At 53.7% G+C, this 17,829-nt stretch carries 15 protein-coding genes; 9 read left to right on the top strand and 6 right to left on the bottom strand.

Annotation, left to right across the window (positions count from 1 at the left end):
* Nucleotides 1-50: 50 nt before the first annotated feature.
* Nucleotides 51-1,370 (bottom strand): extracellular solute-binding protein, encoded by a 1,320-nt coding sequence (locus tag ACQ4N8_RS01010; RefSeq protein ID WP_430702447.1) that lies wholly within the window; start codon nt 1,368-1,370, stop codon nt 51-53.
* A gap of 195 nt (nt 1,371-1,565) precedes the next feature.
* On the opposite strand from ACQ4N8_RS01010, the gene ACQ4N8_RS01005 reads away from it, so the two are divergent.
* From ACQ4N8_RS01005 to ACQ4N8_RS00985, 5 genes are all read left to right on the top strand, one after another.
* Nucleotides 1,566-3,323 (top strand): sensor histidine kinase, encoded by a 1,758-nt coding sequence (locus ACQ4N8_RS01005; protein WP_430702446.1) that lies wholly within the window; start codon nt 1,566-1,568, stop codon nt 3,321-3,323.
* Between the two features lie 88 nt (nt 3,324-3,411).
* Nucleotides 3,412-3,861, top strand: coding sequence for a VOC family protein (locus ACQ4N8_RS01000; RefSeq protein ID WP_430702445.1), 450 nt, complete (start codon nt 3,412-3,414; stop codon nt 3,859-3,861).
* Between the two features lie 56 nt (nt 3,862-3,917).
* On the top strand, nt 3,918-4,373 hold the full coding sequence (locus ACQ4N8_RS00995) for a VOC family protein (RefSeq protein ID WP_430702444.1): 456 nt from the start codon (nt 3,918-3,920) through the stop codon (nt 4,371-4,373).
* A 25-nt stretch (nt 4,374-4,398) separates the two neighbouring features.
* Entirely contained in the window at nt 4,399-5,100 is a 702-nt protein-coding gene (locus ACQ4N8_RS00990) for an SDR family NAD(P)-dependent oxidoreductase (RefSeq protein WP_430702443.1), read from the top strand.
* Nucleotides 5,101-5,128: 28 nt separating this feature from the next.
* On the top strand, nt 5,129-5,776 hold the full coding sequence (locus tag ACQ4N8_RS00985) for a ThuA domain-containing protein (RefSeq protein ID WP_430702442.1): 648 nt from the start codon (nt 5,129-5,131) through the stop codon (nt 5,774-5,776).
* A 100-nt stretch (nt 5,777-5,876) separates the two neighbouring features.
* Here the strand turns inward: ACQ4N8_RS00985 and ACQ4N8_RS00980 are convergent, their stop codons facing one another.
* The 5 genes from ACQ4N8_RS00980 to ACQ4N8_RS00960 form a co-directional block, all read right to left on the bottom strand.
* Nucleotides 5,877-7,478 carry a response regulator gene (locus ACQ4N8_RS00980; protein ID WP_430702441.1) on the bottom strand — a complete coding sequence of 534 codons (1,602 nt, stop codon included), beginning with the start codon at nt 7,476-7,478 and terminating at the stop codon, nt 5,877-5,879.
* 69 nt (nt 7,479-7,547) lie between these two features.
* Nucleotides 7,548-8,018, bottom strand: a complete 471-nt coding sequence (locus tag ACQ4N8_RS00975) for a heme-degrading domain-containing protein (protein ID WP_430702440.1) — start codon at nt 8,016-8,018, stop codon at nt 7,548-7,550.
* 145 nt (nt 8,019-8,163) lie between these two features.
* Entirely contained in the window at nt 8,164-9,291 is a 1,128-nt protein-coding gene (locus ACQ4N8_RS00970) for a GerAB/ArcD/ProY family transporter (protein ID WP_430702439.1), read from the bottom strand.
* A gap of 20 nt (nt 9,292-9,311) precedes the next feature.
* Entirely contained in the window at nt 9,312-10,406 is a 1,095-nt protein-coding gene (locus tag ACQ4N8_RS00965; protein ID WP_430702438.1) for a Ger(x)C family spore germination protein, read from the bottom strand.
* A complete protein-coding gene (locus ACQ4N8_RS00960) occupies nt 10,396-11,877 on the bottom strand; it encodes a spore germination protein (RefSeq protein ID WP_430702437.1) in 1,482 nt (493 codons plus the stop codon). Before ACQ4N8_RS00960 ends, ACQ4N8_RS00965 begins: the two co-directional genes overlap by 11 nt.
* Nucleotides 11,878-12,063: 186 nt before the next feature.
* Between ACQ4N8_RS00960 and ACQ4N8_RS00955 the strand changes: the two genes are divergently transcribed.
* From ACQ4N8_RS00955 to ACQ4N8_RS00940, 4 genes are all read left to right on the top strand, one after another.
* Entirely contained in the window at nt 12,064-13,818 is a 1,755-nt protein-coding gene (locus tag ACQ4N8_RS00955; RefSeq protein WP_430702436.1) for an ABC transporter ATP-binding protein, read from the top strand.
* The gene (locus ACQ4N8_RS00950; RefSeq protein ID WP_430702435.1) at nt 13,808-15,643 is read left to right on the top strand and encodes an ABC transporter ATP-binding protein; all 1,836 of its coding nucleotides are present in this window, start codon (nt 13,808-13,810) and stop codon (nt 15,641-15,643) included. The genes ACQ4N8_RS00955 and ACQ4N8_RS00950 overlap by 11 nt, the downstream gene beginning before the upstream one ends.
* A gap of 478 nt (nt 15,644-16,121) precedes the next feature.
* Nucleotides 16,122-16,793 (top strand): SGNH/GDSL hydrolase family protein, encoded by a 672-nt coding sequence (locus ACQ4N8_RS00945; RefSeq protein ID WP_430702434.1) that lies wholly within the window; start codon nt 16,122-16,124, stop codon nt 16,791-16,793.
* Nucleotides 16,794-17,106: 313 nt separating this feature from the next.
* The gene (locus ACQ4N8_RS00940; RefSeq protein WP_430702433.1) at nt 17,107-17,739 is read left to right on the top strand and encodes a hypothetical protein; all 633 of its coding nucleotides are present in this window, start codon (nt 17,107-17,109) and stop codon (nt 17,737-17,739) included.
* Nucleotides 17,740-17,829 lie beyond the last annotated feature (90 nt).

Raw genomic sequence — 17,829 nt, 5'->3', positions numbered from 1 at the left:
TCGATTAGCAGGGAATCGATTTGCAAACTAGATCAACGATGCGTCATCGATCAGTTGCCGTTCACACTGTCTTGCATTTTTTGTCCATACTCCTCAGGACTAACTTGATTAGCAAACACTTCTGCAACCAAATCTTGGTGCGTTTGAGCATCGGCACCGTTCAAATAAATGTCCCAAACCGGCACGCTGCCTGCGGCACCGGTCACGATATCGTCCATGATTTGTTTGGCCAACGGATTGATCTTCGTTTGGTCGAGGCTGTCATATTTCCAGGTCGGCAAGTTGAGTCCGGACAGGTAACCTTGTTCCGCTTGGCGTTTTGCCAGGAAAATGGCTGCTTTCACCGCTTGCTCTTTATACTTAGTATCCGCATTGACCAGCATAGCGTCGCTGCCACCGCCGACATATTCGGTCGGGTCGCCTTTGCCGTCTTCAATCGCCGGGAATTTAACCGCTTTGATTTTGCCTTTGACGAGTGATGTATCCGATTCCATTTTTGACGTCATCCAGTTGCCGCCGAACAGCATGGCGACTTTGCCTTGGTTGAATTCGGCTTCCGCTTCGTCTTCGGTCATCGCCATAACGCCTTCTGCGAACGCTCCTTGCTTCACCATTTCTTGAAGTTTGGCCGCTGCGTTCACAAAAGCAGGATCCGTAAAGGAAGCTTTCCCATTCAAAGCGTCCAGCGACAATTGGGTACCGCTTTCACGAAGAGCGATCATATCGTAAATCCACATGCCCGGCCACAGGTCTTTCATGCCGGTGATCATCGGGGTTACCCCGTTTTTCTTGAATGTATCGACGGCCGTCATGAATTCACTGTACGTTTCCGGAACTTTCACTTGATATTTGTCAAACAGTTCGGCATTAACGTATAGGGCGCCGGCCATTTGACCATAAGTGAGGCCGTAAACTTTACCATCGTAAGTGATATTGTCCAATGCGCCCGGAAGCATCTGGTCCTTCACTTCGTCGGTCAAATATTCGTCCAGGGCCAGAAGTTTTCCGGACTGAGCAAACGGTTGGGCGAAACCGCCGGTCCAGGAATACATAATATCCGGCGCTTCACCGGCAGCAATCGCGGTTTTGATTTTCGTTTTAAACGCATTTTTCTCCGTTCCGCTGTACTCGATTTGAATGTCGGGATTTGCGTCGTTCCACTCCTTGATGATTCCCTCCATTTCCGATTTTTCAGGCTCTGCCGTACTGATCCCCCAGAATGACAACGTCACCTTTTCCGTTTTTGGTTCCGCACCGCCATTGCTGCTGTTGCTGTTGGAGCCGGTAGAACCTCCGCCGCACGCGGATAGTCCCACCGCCAGCGCCCCAACCAACATCGCAGCGGCCAATTTTCTTGCGATTCGATTCATTTGGAATCCTCCTCTTTTTCATGGAGCAGTTTTTAATACGCTTTCATCATAATGAAAAACTTGTCGAACATGAATCTAATAAATTGACTCGTAGCTTTGATATTTTTACTCATGCCGCAAACCATATATAATTCGCCCAAAAATTATTGTAGAATGTGTTTGTCCTTAAACCCGGCCGGATAAGGAGTTGCTAGCATGAGAAGACTTGAGAATTGGTTTATGGGTCTGAAGATAACCCCGAAAATCATGGTATATTACTCAATTACGATTCTTATATTCATGATATTGAGCTTTGTGGTCTACAAACAGATCAATAGTAGCGTCATCATGCAAAAGGTTGGACAGATGTCGATGGAAACCGTCCAAAAGGTCGACGCCAATCTTCATATTATTATTGATACCGCCAACAATCAGCAAAAAATATTACTGTCGAGCCAAGTGGTGCAATCCGCGCTTAGCCGACCGCGCAAAGACTACGATTTGGCCCTGCAGCGTCAGGTTGAGGAGTTTTTGGGGGAGTCGATGAACTTCAATGAGGTGATTTCTTCCATCTATGTCTTTGACAATGAGGGGAACCGGTATTATGTAGACAATGTCTCCAACAAAGCGATGACGCTGGACAAAATGAAAAGTGCCCCCTGGTTTGGGCAGCTCACCAAGCTAAACGGCGGTTATCTGTTAAAAATGAACGGCGGCGGGACGTTCGAGACGCCGGGGACCAATTACATTTCCATGATCCGGCTCGTCAACAACATTGAAACGCAACAGCCGATCGGCTACATGATGATCAATATTTCGGAAAATTACATTAACCAATATTTGAACAAGGAAAGCGGAAACTCCAACACACAATATATATTGGAGGATGAATCCAACAACAATTTCATTCATTCCAGTCTGGCGCAGGATGAGCGTTTTACAGCAGTGATCGACACCCTTCTGGATACGCCCGGCCGTTCAGTCATCAACAAGATCGACGACCGACAATATATTTTATCAAACTTGCAAACGGAGTTTGGCTGGAAAATCGTTGCTGTCTCGCCGTTCAATGAACTGACCAGCCAGGATAAGACGTACTCGATCATCTTTTTCATCACCCTGCTCGCCAACGGCCTGCTGCTATTGCTCGGCATCATCTTCACTTCGCTCCTCATCTCCAAACCGATTCAAAAGCTCGTGAACGCGATGAAAACGGTGGAACGGGGAGTCTTCAAGGAAGTTTCGATCAAAACCGGCAACGATGAAATCGGCAAGCTGAAGAACGTCTACAATATGATGATCCGCCAAATTCAGCAGCTGTTTGACAATATCATTCAGGAGCAGGCGTCGATACGGAAGCTGGAAATGGAAGCGTTGATGAATCAGGTTAAACCGCATTTCTTGTACAATACGTTCGATGCGATCAGTTCGCTGGCCCTCTCGGGCAACAACCAAGACGTGTATACGATCGTCAAAGCGCTCGGCAAATTTTACCGCTCGTTTCTCAACAACGGGAAGGAAGAAATTACGATCCGGGAAGAGTTGGATATTGTCGATCAATATTTGACGATTGTGAAATACCGCTACGGCGACAAGTTTTCGGTGTCTATCGATTCTGATGAGCGGACACTCGATTATAAAATTCCCCGTCTTGCTTTACAACCGTTGGTTGAAAACGCTGTCAACCATGGGATTCGGGCCAAAAAAGGGCCGGGGACGATCACGATCCAAGCTGTTTACACCGATCAATCCGTACAGCTGGTCGTCGCCGACGACGGCGTGGGAATGGATGAAGATAAATTGCTGCAAATCAAGCACGGACTGTCGAAAGGGGTCGGCTTGAAAACAACGATCGACCGACTGAACCTTTTTTACAATTCCAACTCGATCTTTCATATTGAAAGCAAGCAAGGCGAGGGCACGATCATCAGGCTTGCGATTCCGCTCTCCAATAATAAAACAGATCTTCCCTAAGGTATTAAGCGCGTGTTGAGGAGAGGAGGAGATCACCGCAAACCAGCACGTGTTTCATATAAGTCATTTCAAAAGAGGAGAGAACAGTATGGGGATTATCGACAAAAGTCAGGTTTGTCAAATCGCCTTGGTCGTAAAGGATATTGAGAAAACGGCCAAAAATTACGCGGAGATTTTCGGGGTCGACATGCCCGACATTTGGCAGATCGCTCCGCAAGAGGAAAGCCATACGCAGTATAAAGGCACACCTACCCCTACCCGCTCCAAGCTATGCGTATTCGATTTGGGCCAGGTCGTCCTTGAACTGACCGAACCCGACGACGAGCCGAGTTCCTGGAAGCAATTTCTGGAGGAAAAGGGCGAAGGCGTTCACCATATCGGCTTTACGGTCAAAGACCGCGGCGAAGCGTTGAAAGCACTCGCGTCCAGAAACATCCCGGTGCGCCATTACGGCGAATACCCGGGCGGCAACTATACATTCGTCGACAGCGAGAAACAGCTCGGCGTACTGCTCAACTTGAAATATGAACCCAAGTAACCAATAGCAAATATTTGAATATCAAAGCAAAATTTTAAAGAATGGAAGGGATTCGCATGGAAAAAGGCGTACTCGGCACGAAAATCGTTGCCCAAATCGGAATTATCGTCAAAGACATTGAGGTCACCGGCAAAAAATATGCCGATTTTCTTGGCGTGGACCTGCCTCCGGTTGAACTGACGGATGAATTTGAAAAATCGCAAATTCATTACAGAAACAACCCGACAACGGCACGGGCCAAACTGATGTTTTTCCGCACCCCGGGCTCCGTGGAAATCGAACTGATCGAGCCGGACGGAAATCCCTCGACCTGGCAGGAGTTTCTGGATACACACGGCGAAGGCGTGCATCATATCGCTTTCTATATCAAAGACACCAAAGGCAAAGTGGCCATGCTGAAAGAGCTCGGTATGGAGCAAATGCAAACCGGCGAATATACCGGCGGCAGATACACTTATATCGACAGCACGGCGGATTTAAAAGTCATGCTGGAACTGCTTGAAAACGACTAATACGCCACTCTGGAGGAATTAAACTATGAATGTTATCGTCATCGGAGCAAACCGCGGCCTCGGTTTCTATCTGGCCAAAATGTTTGCGGAGCACAACCATTCCGTCATAGCCGGCGTCTTTCCCGGCAACGAAACGCCAGAAATCGAAGAGCTAAAAAATCCCGCGCTAAGCATTCAACTGTTGGCCATGGACGTATCGAGCGAAGAATCAGTCAAGGACGCGGCTCAAGCGGCAAAAGAGCGTTTCGGCCATATTGACGTTCTGATCAACGTAGCCGGCGTATTGATGCGCGGTGATCGGGAAGGGACGATATTGGATACACAGTTGCAGGAACTGCGTACTTCGCTGGAGGTTAATACCGTAGGTACCGTTATCGTCATGCAGCAATTTCTGCCGGTCATGCGTGAAGACGGGCAAGGCTTGATGATTATGATTACCTCGGAAGCCGGTAGCGTATCGATCAACGGAAGCGTATACCCAGCCTACTCGATATCCAAGACGGCTGCCAACAAGGCGGTGTTCGTATTCCGGGCATCGATCGGGAACCGGTGCCGGATTTACGCCATGCACCCTGGGCGCATGAACACTGAAATGGGTCGCACTTATGCGGAAATCGAACCGTCCGAATCGGCGGAGAGCATTTACCGCATCGCGATCGGCGAAAAACCAGTCAACGATAACGGAACCGGATTTATCAATTACAAGGGAGAACCTATGGCCTTATAACGATTGGACCGAAGATGGAGGGGCAACAATGAAGAAAAATATCTATGCGTTGTTGGGAGACTACTACCACGACCATGACCTCATCCTGAACGCGTTGCAATCCGCGATCGAGATGCTTGGCGGCGACATCGAACTACACGATATCGACACGAAGGATCTCTCCTCCGCCCTGGCAACCCGGCCGGATCTGGTCATCCTCAACAAGGAAAACCGCCTCAATCCGACGGATCAGCACGTGAAATTATGGATGACGCCCGATCTGGAAACGCAAATTGCCGATTATGTGCGGCGCGGGGGAAGTTGGCTGGGCTGGCATGCCGGGCTGGCCTCCTACCCTGAGGAAGGCCCTTTCGGTACGATGCTGAAAGGCATGTTCAAATTTCATCCGCGGGTTAACAAACCGGTCGCTTACAGCTCTCGGGACCAGGAACCGCTTGCCCTTGGGAAGCCCCTGCAGTTTGAAGCGATCGATGAACATTATTTCGTGGAATGCGACTTGGAGAACACTCAAGTTTTCCTGGAGTCCACTTCGGCGGATGGCAGATCGATGGCCGGATGGGCCCATCATTTCGGCGATGGCCGCGTACTGTGCATTACGCCGACGCACCGGCGGGAAGGCTTGACGCACCCGGAAGTGGTCCGCTTATTGCGCGACTCGATTTCCTGGCTGCTGTAAACGACCACAGACCAGAGACCGTCCGGACATCGGACACGATTAACGAAGCCCTTCTATTCACGGTCGCTTGACCGTTGAAGAAGGGCTTCTTCTATTGCGATTAGGATTTAACCGCTTTTCTGTAATCGCTTACCGAAATCCCCGTGTACTTTTTGAAACAGGTGCTAAAATAGTTGGAATCGGAAATCCCGACCGCTTTGGCAATTTCAAACGCTTTCAAATCTTGCTCCTTAAGCAGCGAAATCGCCTTTTCCACCCGCACCGTCGTTAAATATTCAATAAAATTGGTTCCCGTTTCCTTCTTGAACGTACGGCTCAAATAGCTCGGATTCAGGTAAAACACTTTGGCAGCCTGGGTCAACGAAAGGCCGGTATCCGCATAATGCTCATGAATGTAATTTTTGATGTCATCGATCGAGTTGCCGCTTTTGTGCACCTGACGCTTATTGATCAGCCGGATCGTTTCTGCCGTAACTTCCTTCAAATACCGTTTGATATCGGGAATCGTGTCCAGCTCAAAACATGGCTGCAAATTGCCCTCGATGCCGCGGGCTTCTTCCGCGGCGACGCCGGATTCGGACAACTGGCGAATGCAGATCAGATGGATGCTCACAGTGATGTTGCGAATGCCGCTCAGCACCGTTTTATCCTTCAAGTCAATCGAACCGTACATTTCGTTAATCGTCTCTTGCACTTTGTCATGCAGGCCGGCCTTGATGTAAAATCCAAGCTTGTTGTACAGATTGTTAAGATCGTTGGTGTTGTATTCGTTATACAAGTCGATATGATTGTATAGAATGATTACGTTATTCCCGACGATGACACGGTAATTGAGGGCCTCCAGCGCCTCTTTATAGGATTTGCCGATTTCGCCGATTTCCCGCTTGACCAGCCCGATTCCGATGCAGACAGAGCCGCCCGTTTCCTGAATGATTCTCCCCTTCAGCAATTCGCAATGCACGTAAACATCGCAGGTTTCATCATTGTTCAGGATGATGATCCTGTGGTTCGAATCGATGAAGACGAACGTATAGGGACTGGGCTCAAAGTATTTATGAACGAGGGCCAGCACGGCCTCGCCGGTTGTCGTCCGCGCATGTTCATTCCCTGCCCTGCCGTCCGCCGGATTGAGTTCAATGACCGCAACCTGAAAGCTGGCGTATTTGAACTGAATGCCAAGAAACAACATTTTATCCAGCGGCGGATGCTGCAGTTCCTCCTCATTGATCAGTTCATTGAAGAAGCGCTCTTTCAAATAAGGCAAATTGTCGTACAGCCTACTTCTTAATTTGCTGTTTTCCTGGCTACTTCTTCTCTCCTGGTCGATAAGCGCTTTCAAATTCGTCATCGTACGGAGAACTTCTTCATCGTCAATCGGCTTCAGCAAATAATCCGATACCCCGGCACGAATACTCCGCTGCGCATACTGGAAATCGTCATACCCGGTCAAAATAACGATCTTCGTATCGGGCCGGTTCTTCAACACAAGTTCGCTAAAGGTGATCCCGTCGATGATCGGCATGTAAATATCCGTAATAATGATGTCCGGACCGTACTGCCTAACAAGTTCCAGCGCTTCGTTGGCATCCGCGGCTTCCGCGACGATTTCCATGTTGATATATTCCCAGTTAATGCAATTTTTCAGCAGATTTCTGACCAAATATTCATCGTCGACAATTAAAACGTTGATTTTCGAGTCCATGTCATCACCACCGTAAAAAGACCTCCTGCTTTGGTAAGGGACCGTTTTGCTGTTATTTTCAAGCGGAAATCATTTGCCGAAATATTCTCTCAGGGCGGATGTGATGATAAAGTGATCTTCTCCTTCGCCGGGTACGCCGGAGACCGTGATCGTCCCCACGATACCGACGTTTCTCACGATAATCGGGAAAGCCCCCGGCTCAACGCCGAAATCCTTACGCTCGAGAAAATAGGACTCGATCGTCGTTTGGGTCGATCTGAACAAGGTGTTCATATAATACGAGCTATGGCTGAAGTGATCGACCACGTTGTTTTTGCGCGCTACCCACAGGTCGTTGTCCATCGTCGCTCCGTCCAGTTTGCTGTAGAACAGCTCCTGCCCGTTTTTCTGGATCAGGATCACCATCGGGCTGTCCTGCTCTATCGCCTTTTCGACGATGCTCATACCGATTTGTACGGCGGTTTTATTCGTGAATTCCGTAAATTGCAGCTCCTGCTCGTCCTTCAGCAGCTCTTCCAATAATGCGGTATAATCGCCCATCCTCGACACATCCTTTTGCTGAAAAATAGTATGTAATTAGTTGCATTATACACCCGGGACGGCAGGCTGGATAGGCAATACATCATAAATTGGATCCGTTTCCGTACACCGTTAGCCAAGGCTCCGGTTTCTCAGCAAGAGCCCCTCATTCCCCGGCACCGTTGCCGATGCTCCGGGCCGAGTGTCTTCGTTTCACCCGTTGCACGACCGAGACAACCGCGAATAACAGCGGAATGTAGCCGAAGACCAGCGCCCCGCCGACCAGCGAGATGATGTTTTCCATGCGTTCGATGCTCACGGGGGTCCGCTGCAAGAGCACCATGCCGAAAATGGCGAGCATGGTTACGCCCAAGGCCCACTTCTTCGAAAAACGAAGCGTTTGGGTCAAGATTCGCGCCCCTCCCCAGATCGCCATCGTGCAAATGGGCAGGATGACGATCAACCAGTTGAAGATGTAGATATAGTCGAAGCGTTCGAGAAAGGCGAATCGGATGATTTTCGACAGGATCAACGTCGGCCAGACGGTGTGCTTCAGTTGGCCCATATTGAAATAAGCCAGGGTAGCGACCAGGATAATCATGGTAATCAGGATGGTGTGGGCTGCGGCGATATGGGCCCATTTCTGCGCCTTTCGGTTATTTTTGAGGAAGGGGTAATAAAGCAGCAGGAACTCGGGTCCTAAATAGACGTAGACGGCGTTGGCCGCCGACTTTGCGTAATCGCTTAACCCATGATTCCATAGGGGAAGGAAGTTCTGCCAATGGGCGAATCTCAGCGGAAAATAAAGCGACGGCAGCACCAGAGTGGGAATCGCGACGCACAGGAAGCAGATGCCGGCAACAACGCGAAAGCCGCCGGATGCGGTATAAACGGACACGGTCAAAATAATCAGCGCAATGTGCCAGAGCGGCGAATCGGGAAACACCCAGACATGGATCACTTCCGCATAAGGCCGAATCTGCCCCGTGCAGATCAGCACGCAGTAGGCGTACAAAACCAGGGTTAATCCGTTTCCAAGGACTTTGCCGAACAGCTGACGGTGCAGGGAAATAATATCCCCTCCCTCGACATTTCGCAGCATGCGGAACAGCATGAATACGACCAGATGCATGCAGACGCCGACGAACAGGACGGAAACCCAGGCATCCTGTTCCGCGCCGTCCGCGATCTTTTGCTGGAAATTCAGCATGCCTACCCCCGTCTGGACGCCATGGACCAGGAACCACGTTAAATAAGCAGAGACTTGGCTGCTTTCCTTGACGACACGGTTCATCCGCATTCACCTGCACTTTTCTAATTTCCGATACCCGATTCCTTCAAAATAATGTGAGAGTGGACCTCGAAGCGCATCCGCGGGTAGTCCCGCTTGTAAAAGTTCTCTTCGTCCCAGGACCGGTGATGCGCCCGGACAAAATCCCCCAGGCCGAGCGGATCCACGCCCTTGGACTTCAGCTTGGTCAGCAGCTTCACGGCCCCGGCGTCGATTTGCCGCTCCAACTGCGATACGGTTTGCTCGTAAGGCCCTTGGACCCGCATATTCAGGCTTGTCGGCAGCTCTTTCAGCATGCCTTCAAGATACAGGTCGATCGTGATCTTCATCGCGTCGCCTTCCCGGGTCAATTTCGAGACCGGCCTCCCCCCGAATAAGGTAAAAGCCGCGATCCGGTTTTCCGGCTCCGCGGAAATAACGACAGGTAGAATCCCGCCTTTCCCCCTTCCCTTCAACATTTTGAAGAGCAGCGTCTCCTTGGCGCCGATCACCAACTTCAGGCGGTCGTCGTGAAAAATGCCGAGTCCCGTGAGCTCGATTTTCCCATCGTCATTCGCGCGCAAATAAGGGGCAAAGGGATCCCTCCCCTCGCCGTAATAGTTGAACAGGAAGACCTGCAAATTGGTCACCGGGACGTTATCGGACCTCACGTTTTGCTCGATTAAATGATAAGGCAGCGCCTCCCGGTCTTTACCCTTCAGGTCTTTGAATATCCGCTCGGGCGACTCCTCCGAGACGGCCACGATCATGCTGGTGCTGATCAGCGGGTTCCGGCAAAAGGTATGCAGGAAATGGGCGACCCCCTGCTCGGCCATCTGCCGGCTGAAAATCAACAGCCGCAATTTTCCCAGGTGGATCGGATGGGGCGATTGCATGTTCATGTGGCTTAGCAAAAGCTCGATCGTCTCTCCTTTTCCCTGGAGGGACATGATCTGGTCGTTTTTCAAACGATCCAGATACAGTCCGACCGCCCGGTATTTTTCCTTCTCCCGATTGACCCCAAGCACGGAGAGAATTTGGATGTTGTCGACGATCCGGGTCTGGCTGCAGCCCGTCATCATCAGAACCAGGGCGAGGAACAACGAAACGGCGAACCGCAGGCTCCGCTTATTCCGCATCGTCGTCCTCCTTCCGGGAGCGCGGGCGGTAACGGATCGCCGACAAGGGGCGCAGAAATAAGCTGCGATGGGGCGAGTATTGATAGGAGGCCCGAAAAATACTGTCATCCAGATTCCCCGTACGAAACGGATACAGCGGCACAAAATAGGGCATCCCCAGCGACTTGAGCCGGATCAAATGACCTATCAGCACTAAAAATCCCGCCGTGATGCCCAAACCGCCCCAAAAGGCCGCCAGCATAATGAACGGGAACCGCAGCAGCCGGATCGTATTCGCCATTTTGAAAATGGGAGTCGTAAAGGAAGCCAACGCCGAAAGAGCCACGATAATCAGCAGAATATTGCTGGTTAACGCCGCTTGCACCGAGGCTTCCCCGATTACAATCCCGCCGACGATGCCGAGGGTCTGGCCGATTTTGGACGGCAGCCGCGCCCCCGCCTCGCGCAGCAAATCGATGGTAATTTCCAGGAAGATGACCTCCACGACGGGCGGAAACGGCACATGAATCCGCGAGAGGATCAGCGGCCCCAACATGCTTTCGGGGAGCACCTCGTAATGAAAGGTCATGACCGCCACATAAATCGGGGTGGCAAAGATTGAAAACATCACGCTCAGGATACGAATAAACCGAAAAAAAGACCCTAATACCCAAGGCAAGTAATAGTCCTCCGGCGAAATGAAGAAACCCAGGAGATTGGCCGGGGCGGCCATGGCATAAGGCGACCCGTTCGAGAATACGGCAACCTGCCCGGAGGTAATCGCATACGTGATTCGGTCGATCCGTTCGGACGACAGATACAGCGGAAACAGCGAATTCGAGTTATCCGCAATAATTTCCTCCAGCTGGGAGGTATCGTACAACACTTCGAAATCGAGATCGCTCAAACGCTGTTTCATCGTACGGACGATCTCCGGATTCGTGACGCCCTCCAGATAAGCGATCGCTACTTTGGTTTTGGAATGCGAGCCGACCGTCAGGGTTTCCATGATCAACTCCGGAGTCGGGAGCTTCTGCCGCAGGAGATGCAGGTTCGTATCCAGGTTCTCCACGAATCCGGTTTTGGGCCCGACGACGCTGAATTCGTTCTCCGTATTATTGCTCTGCCGCTGCCCCAGTTGTTGGTTTTCCAGATTCACGAGGATATATGCGCCTTCCGCCGAACCCAGCCGGATCAAGACATGCCCTTCCATGATTTTGGCCATGGCTTCTTGATCTTCCGTCGTTTGGACCACCTCGGCAAACGGAAGAATCCCCCTCAAATCGTCCGGGCGATGAAGGCGATTTCGGTGCTGTTGAATCGCCGGCAGCAGGAAGTGCGTCACCTTCTCCTCCGAGACTAAGGAACGGTAGAAAGCGATTTGGATGAAGTCATCGTCTTCAAACGGCGAAAAAAGATGAAAATCGGTGGATTTGCGGGCCTGGGCCAAGAGATCGTCGGTCCCCCGACCGTTGTCGTTTGGTTGATCCACGAAACATCTTCCTCCGTTTCATAGATTTTCCTATAAGGTTCCGCGGCCCGCTGGGTTTTATGCAGGCGACCGGACAGCTTTTACACGGAAAAAGGTATGTCCCAGGGTTTGATGGATAAGGATTTTTGCCGTATGATAAAAAAGTTGAATCGAACGTGGAGAAAGAGGGAGAGGACGGGATGCCCTATGCGGGGAAAAACCTTGCTGCTTGACCACATCAAGTCGCATTTGCTGTTTTACGCGTCGGCCGTTTTGTTCCTGACCGCAGCCAACGTCACGTATTCGTATTTTCCGAAGGTGCTTGGGGAGTTTACGGACCACCTCCAGCAGGGCAGCTTGACGAAAAACGGCGTCGGCGCCTACGCGCTGATCCTGATCGGGATCGCCATCGTCTATGGCGGGTGCTTCGGCATCGGCCAGTACATCAATCATCGCCTGGGACGAATCTTCGAATTCCGCGCCCGGGAGCAGCTGTTTCGGCATTTTACCAAGCTAAGCGAATCGTTCTTCTCCAAAAACGGCATCGGCAAGCTGCTCAGCTACGTGATGAACGACGTCACCGGCGTGCGCGAGTCGATTGCCAACGGATTGAACCAAATGACCAATGCGTCGGTGTTGCTGGTTTCCGTCATTACGATGATGGCGGTCAGCGATATTCCGGCGCTTTTGATCGTGGTCTGCGTCCTGCCGCTGATCGCGATTCCGTTCATCGTGATCGGGTTCGGTCCGAAGATCCGCGACAACTCGCGGAAGGTGCAGGAGTCGCTCGCGGCGATGACCGAAGCGGCGGAGGAGCAGTTCGAGGGAATCAAGGTAACCAAAAGCTTTGCCGCCGAGAAAATCGCCCGGTCGCGGTTCGGCGAAACGGTGGACCGGATCCTAGACAGCCAGCTGTCCCTGGTGCGGATGACCTCCCTGTTCCAGGTGCTGCTGCCGTTTACCGGAGCCGTATCGATGGCCGTGGCCATCGCCTACGGCGGCCTGCTGGTCGCCCGCGGCGAGCTGTCGCTCGGCAACTTCGTCGCCTTGACGCTGTACCTGCGGATGATCATGAATCCGCTGCGGCTGATCGGCAACGTGATCAACTTCATGCAGCGCTCGCGGGCTTCGCTCGACCGCTTGAACCGGCTGCTGTCGGCGAAGCCGGACATCCGCGACGCGAAGGATGCCCTCCCATTGCCGGAAGATCAGGACGACTTGAGCATCGAGATCCGCGGCTTGACGTTCACCTACCCGGAGGCCGGACGGGAATCGCTCGCGGATATCGATATCCGGCTGAATCCGGGCGAAACGCTTGGCGTGGTGGGCCGGACCGGCAGCGGCAAAACGACGCTCGTCAAGCTGCTGCTGCGGGGGTACGATCCGCCCCGGGGTACGGTCTTCATCGGCGGCCGGGACGTTCGCGACCTGACCTTGGAGAGCCTGCGCACCCGCATCGCCTACGTACCGCAGGACGGCTTCCTGTTCAGCACGACGATCCGCGACAACATCGCTTTCTTCGACCGGAAGTCGGAGATGGCGAAAGTAGTGGAAGCCTCCAAGCTGGCAGATCTGTACGACAACGTCGCCGGCTTCCCGGGCCGGTTCGAAACGGAGCTCGGGGAGCGCGGGCTGACGTTGTCGGGCGGGCAGCGCCAGCGCACCAGCCTGGCCCGGGGCTTGATCAAGAACGCCCCGATCCTGCTGCTGGACGATAGCGTGAGCGCGGTCGATGCCGTGACGGAGACGAAAATCCTGTCCAATCTGCGCGAGGCGCGGAAGGGCAAGACGACCCTCATCATCGCCCACCGCATCAGCGCCGTCAAGCACGCCGACCGCATCATCGTGCTGGAGAACGGCCGGATCGCCGAGCAGGGCACGCATGAGCAATTGCTGCAAGCCGGCGGCCTGTACGCGGGCTTGCACGACCTGCAGGAAGGGGGCGAAAGCGATGCCGGCTAAATCGGAAACCGCGGGCTTCCGCAAGAAATACGAGGTCACCCCGGAGCAGCGGCGCAAAGCCTTTGCGGCGTTGCTCTCCTACGCGAAACCACACCGCAGGGCGTTTCTCGCGGTGTTCGGCTGCGCGTTCCTGGCGATTTCGGCCGATCTGCTGCAGCCGTTCCTGATCAAGTACGCCATCGACCAAAAAGTGCTGTTCGGCGCGCACGGCCCCAGCATCCTGCTGGGCCTCGCCCTCGCTTACCTCGTGTTGGAGGCGGTCAGCGGCGTTTTCTCCTATTGGCAGGCGAACCTGCTCCAACGGGCCGGGCAAAGCATCGTCGCCTTGCTGCGCAAGGATCTGTTCAAGCACATCACCGGACAATCGATGTCCTTCTTCGACCGCACCTCGGCGGGCGGCCTCGTGACGAACGAGTCGAGCGACACCGAAACGATCAACCAGTTTTTTACCCAGGTGCTGCTGAGCCTGGTACGCGACGGGTTATCGCTCATCTTGGTCGTCGTGTTCATGTTCGCCCTCGACGTACGGTTGGCCCTATATTGTTTGATCCTTTTTCCGGTCATTACGGCGATTGCCATCGCCTTCCGCAAAATCCTACGCACCAGCTACCAACGCGCCCGCTCCCTGCTTTCCCGGCTGATCGCCTTTACGGCCGAGAACCTGAGCGGAATGAGCCTCATCCAATCGTTCCATCAGGAGAAGGAGCAGGAATCCCGCTTCTCGGAACGGAACACGGTGTATTTGCAGGCCAATTTGCGGGAGGTGCGGGCGACTGTGCTGTTCAACCGCTCCTTCGATATCCTGGGCAACCTGTCGGTCGCCTTCGTGGTCTGGATGGGCGGATTCGCGGTGCTGGGGCACCGCATCGAATTCGGCGTGCTGTACGCGTTCATCAGCTACATCCGCCAGTTCTTCCAGCCGATCAACCAGATCACCCAGCAGTGGAACACCTTGCAGTCGACGATCGTGTCGGTGGACCGGCTATGGCGGATTTTTGCCGCCGAGCCGGAGGTCAAGGACCCCGCGTCCGAGGCAACCAAGCCGGTGCCGGTGGATGCGGTGCGCGGCCGGGTCGATTTCAACCGCATCCGCTTCTCCTACACGGACGGGCAAGAGGTGCTGCACGGCCTTGACCTGCACGTCCGGGAGGGCGAATTCATCGGCATCGTCGGCACGACCGGCGCGGGCAAAAGCTCCCTGGTGAACCTGCTCACGCGGTTCTATGACGTAAACGAGGGCAGCGTCGAAATCGACGGCACCGACATCCGCCGCCTGCCGCAGGAATCGCTGCATCGCATCGTCGGACTGGTGCAGCAGGACCCGTTCCTGTTCTCCGGGTCGATTATCGACAACGTCCGCCTCTTCCGCGAGGACATCAGCCGCGAGGAAGTCGTCCGGGCCTGCCGGCGCATCGGCGCAGGCCCCATGATCGCGCGGCTGAAGGACGGCTACGACACCCGGCTGTCCAACCGGGGCAGCGGGCTGTCCGCCGGGGAGCGCCAACTGATCTCCTTTGCGCGCATCCTGGCGTTCCGGCCGAAGATCCTCATCCTCGACGAGGCCACGGCGAATCTGGATTCGCACACGGAGCAGCTGATCCAAAACGCGCTGAACGTGGTGTCCACCGGCCGGACGACGCTGGTGATCGCCCATCGGCTGTCCACCGTCCAGCACGCCGATCGCATCCTCGTCATCCGTGACGGCCGCATCGCCGAGCAGGGTACGCATGACGCGCTGTTGGCGCAGGGCGGCTACTACGCGGAACTGGTGCGCCACTCCCGCGCCGACCGCTCGGAGCTGCGGGGGCTGGCGGAGCGGCGGTAAATATGGAGGGCTGGCCCCATAATGAGCCATTTTTCCGTCTCGGCCGGAAAATAAGACCCCAAAATACCCTTATAGGCGCCAAATGCCCTGACAAGTCGGAAATAAGGCCCTTTTTTACCCTTATTACTCTCCACTCGAGCGATTGCCAACCCTCCGCCTAAGCAACCAAGCCCGCCCGCCGTTCCCGAATTGTCCGCACATCCCCAAGGCGTTCGCAATACTATACTAAATGCGGGTTCAAAAAGTCGGGTTTCCAGGACCGAGAAGGTTGAATGAAGCTAGGGAATGAGTAGCGGAGCATAGACAGATCTACGTGAGTCAAATGTTTCCGAAGGAAACATGCTTCGGAAGCATACGCTTGGAAGGCCCGGCTGAATTCAAGATTCGACGTCGAGTCCCTCCCTGATCTGCTTCGTCATGGGAAGACGACTTATTGAACAACCTCTATAAAGTCTATCTTGGGTGGGTGACATTCCGAATGATCTATACAGCGCTTGGGGATTCCATAACGTTTGGCGACAACGCCTCCTCTCCTAAGCAAGCGTATCCGCATTTGGCCGTGATGGCTTTGAACCAAACCGGGGCACGCAAAGCGACGGGCTATGTGTTAGCCCGGTCCGGCTGGACCAGCAGCAACCTGCTGGATGCCGTACTCTGGCAGGGCTCGGAGATGATCAAACGCTCATCCGTCGTTTCGATCTGGATCGGCGGCGTGGATTTGGCGAATGCGGCGATAACCCCGTTCGTGCAGGGCGGCCCGTTTCCCAATACGGAAATGCTCGCGCAATGGAAAAGAAACCTAAACCACATCCTGAAGCATATCCGCAAAACGAGCCGGACCCGGATCGTCTGCTGCACGCAATATAACCCGTTTCCGCACAGTCCGATCGCCGTAGAGTGGATCGCGCGGCTGAATCGCACGACCAAAGAAATTGCCGAGGGCTACGACGCCAAAGTCGCCCCCGCGCACAAATGGTTCGAGGGCAAGCAGGCCGAACTGATCGACGGGTACCGGGAAGGGCAGTTGGAGGATTTGCTGAGCGGCACCCTGCCGATCCATCCGAACGACCGCGGGCATCGGGCCATCGCCAAAGGACTCGGGCCTTACCTCGCTCCCAAAACGAACGTTTCCTCCAAAAAGGTAAAATAGGGATGCCCGGAGGCATCCCTATTTTTATAGGCAAATGATTCAGTTTCTCCCGGCCGCTTATCTGGCGATTTCGTCTTCGGTAACGTCCGCCCACAATCAGCAACGCGAGCGCCACGATATTCAACGTCTTCAATTTACGCCAGCTCCTCAATGGAAATATGGTGATTTATTAGATAAATCCCCAAGTTCAGCAGATCTTATGCATAGCCGGGCGACAATCACGAAATATCCGCGAATTAAGGAACAAGCACAAGCAGCGCCGCAAAATCTGAGTAAAATATATTAAAAAAACGACCACTGAGGTGATCCTAGCATGGCAAGTTCAGCAAAAATCCGCCAACGCGCCAAACAGCTGAAGGGCCGTCCGGTTTGCGTCACGTTGTACGACGGGCGGTCCTATGTGGGATGGATCAGCGGACTGGATGAGAACGGGTTGATCCTTTCCGGGAAACCAAGCAAGAAGAAGCTGAAGAAGAGAGCGCACAAGAAGGCTTCCGCCCGCACGAGTAAAGCCCAAGTGACGGCTTTCCTGCCGTTATTCAGCGGACTCTTGGGGAATCCCGGCTTCGGTACCGGAAGCGGTTCGGGTTCAAATGCAGGTTCGGCAGGCGGTTTCGGCTACGGAGGAGGTCCTGGCCGTCCGGGGGCTTTTGGCGGTCCGGGAGGTTTGGGCTACGGCCGCCGACCAGGGGCATTCGCCTTTGGAACCGGCCCGGGAAGTACCGGTAATCCGGGAGCGGCAGGATTCGGGCCCGGGAGTTACGGGATCGGAGGCGGCCCGGGGAGTCCCGGGGGGCAAGGGCCCGCAAGCGTAGAGGCCGAGCGTCCCCGCAAAAGAGGACTCATCGAAACGGCCAAAAAATATATGCCCCTGATGAAAATGGGCTATACCGCCATCAAATCGATTATTCCTCTGTTTAGCGGCATCAAAGCATTGATGGTTTAAAGACGGCAAATACAGCTGACAAACGAAAGGCAGCGGTCCTGCGGGCGGCTGCCTTTGTGGGCTTCGCGCACGCACCAGGGTTGGACCAAG

Origin of the sequence: Paenibacillus macerans, assembly GCF_050565405.1 — a bacterium.
Taxonomy (GTDB): domain Bacteria; phylum Bacillota; class Bacilli; order Paenibacillales; family Paenibacillaceae; genus Fontibacillus; species Fontibacillus macerans_B.
This window is presented reverse-complemented; position numbering and strand designations above follow the sequence as displayed.

Coding starts and splice junctions, on each gene's coding strand:
- ACQ4N8_RS00940 (WP_430702433.1), top strand. CDS start 17,107: ATGGCAAGTTCAGCAAAAATCCGCCAACGCGCCAAACAGCTGAAGGGC.
- ACQ4N8_RS00955 (WP_430702436.1), top strand. CDS start 12,064: ATGCGGGGAAAAACCTTGCTGCTTGACCACATCAAGTCGCATTTGCTG.
- ACQ4N8_RS00985 (WP_430702442.1), top strand. CDS start 5,129: ATGAAGAAAAATATCTATGCGTTGTTGGGAGACTACTACCACGACCAT.
- ACQ4N8_RS00950 (WP_430702435.1), top strand. CDS start 13,808: ATGCCGGCTAAATCGGAAACCGCGGGCTTCCGCAAGAAATACGAGGTC.
- ACQ4N8_RS01005 (WP_430702446.1), top strand. CDS start 1,566: ATGAGAAGACTTGAGAATTGGTTTATGGGTCTGAAGATAACCCCGAAA.
- ACQ4N8_RS00990 (WP_430702443.1), top strand. CDS start 4,399: ATGAATGTTATCGTCATCGGAGCAAACCGCGGCCTCGGTTTCTATCTG.
- ACQ4N8_RS01000 (WP_430702445.1), top strand. CDS start 3,412: ATGGGGATTATCGACAAAAGTCAGGTTTGTCAAATCGCCTTGGTCGTA.
- ACQ4N8_RS00965 (WP_430702438.1), bottom strand. CDS start 10,406: ATGCGGAATAAGCGGAGCCTGCGGTTCGCCGTTTCGTTGTTCCTCGCC.
- ACQ4N8_RS00970 (WP_430702439.1), bottom strand. CDS start 9,291: ATGAACCGTGTCGTCAAGGAAAGCAGCCAAGTCTCTGCTTATTTAACG.
- ACQ4N8_RS01010 (WP_430702447.1), bottom strand. CDS start 1,370: ATGAATCGAATCGCAAGAAAATTGGCCGCTGCGATGTTGGTTGGGGCG.
- ACQ4N8_RS00980 (WP_430702441.1), bottom strand. CDS start 7,478: ATGGACTCGAAAATCAACGTTTTAATTGTCGACGATGAATATTTGGTC.
- ACQ4N8_RS00945 (WP_430702434.1), top strand. CDS start 16,122: ATGATCTATACAGCGCTTGGGGATTCCATAACGTTTGGCGACAACGCC.
- ACQ4N8_RS00975 (WP_430702440.1), bottom strand. CDS start 8,018: ATGGGCGATTATACCGCATTATTGGAAGAGCTGCTGAAGGACGAGCAG.
- ACQ4N8_RS00995 (WP_430702444.1), top strand. CDS start 3,918: ATGGAAAAAGGCGTACTCGGCACGAAAATCGTTGCCCAAATCGGAATT.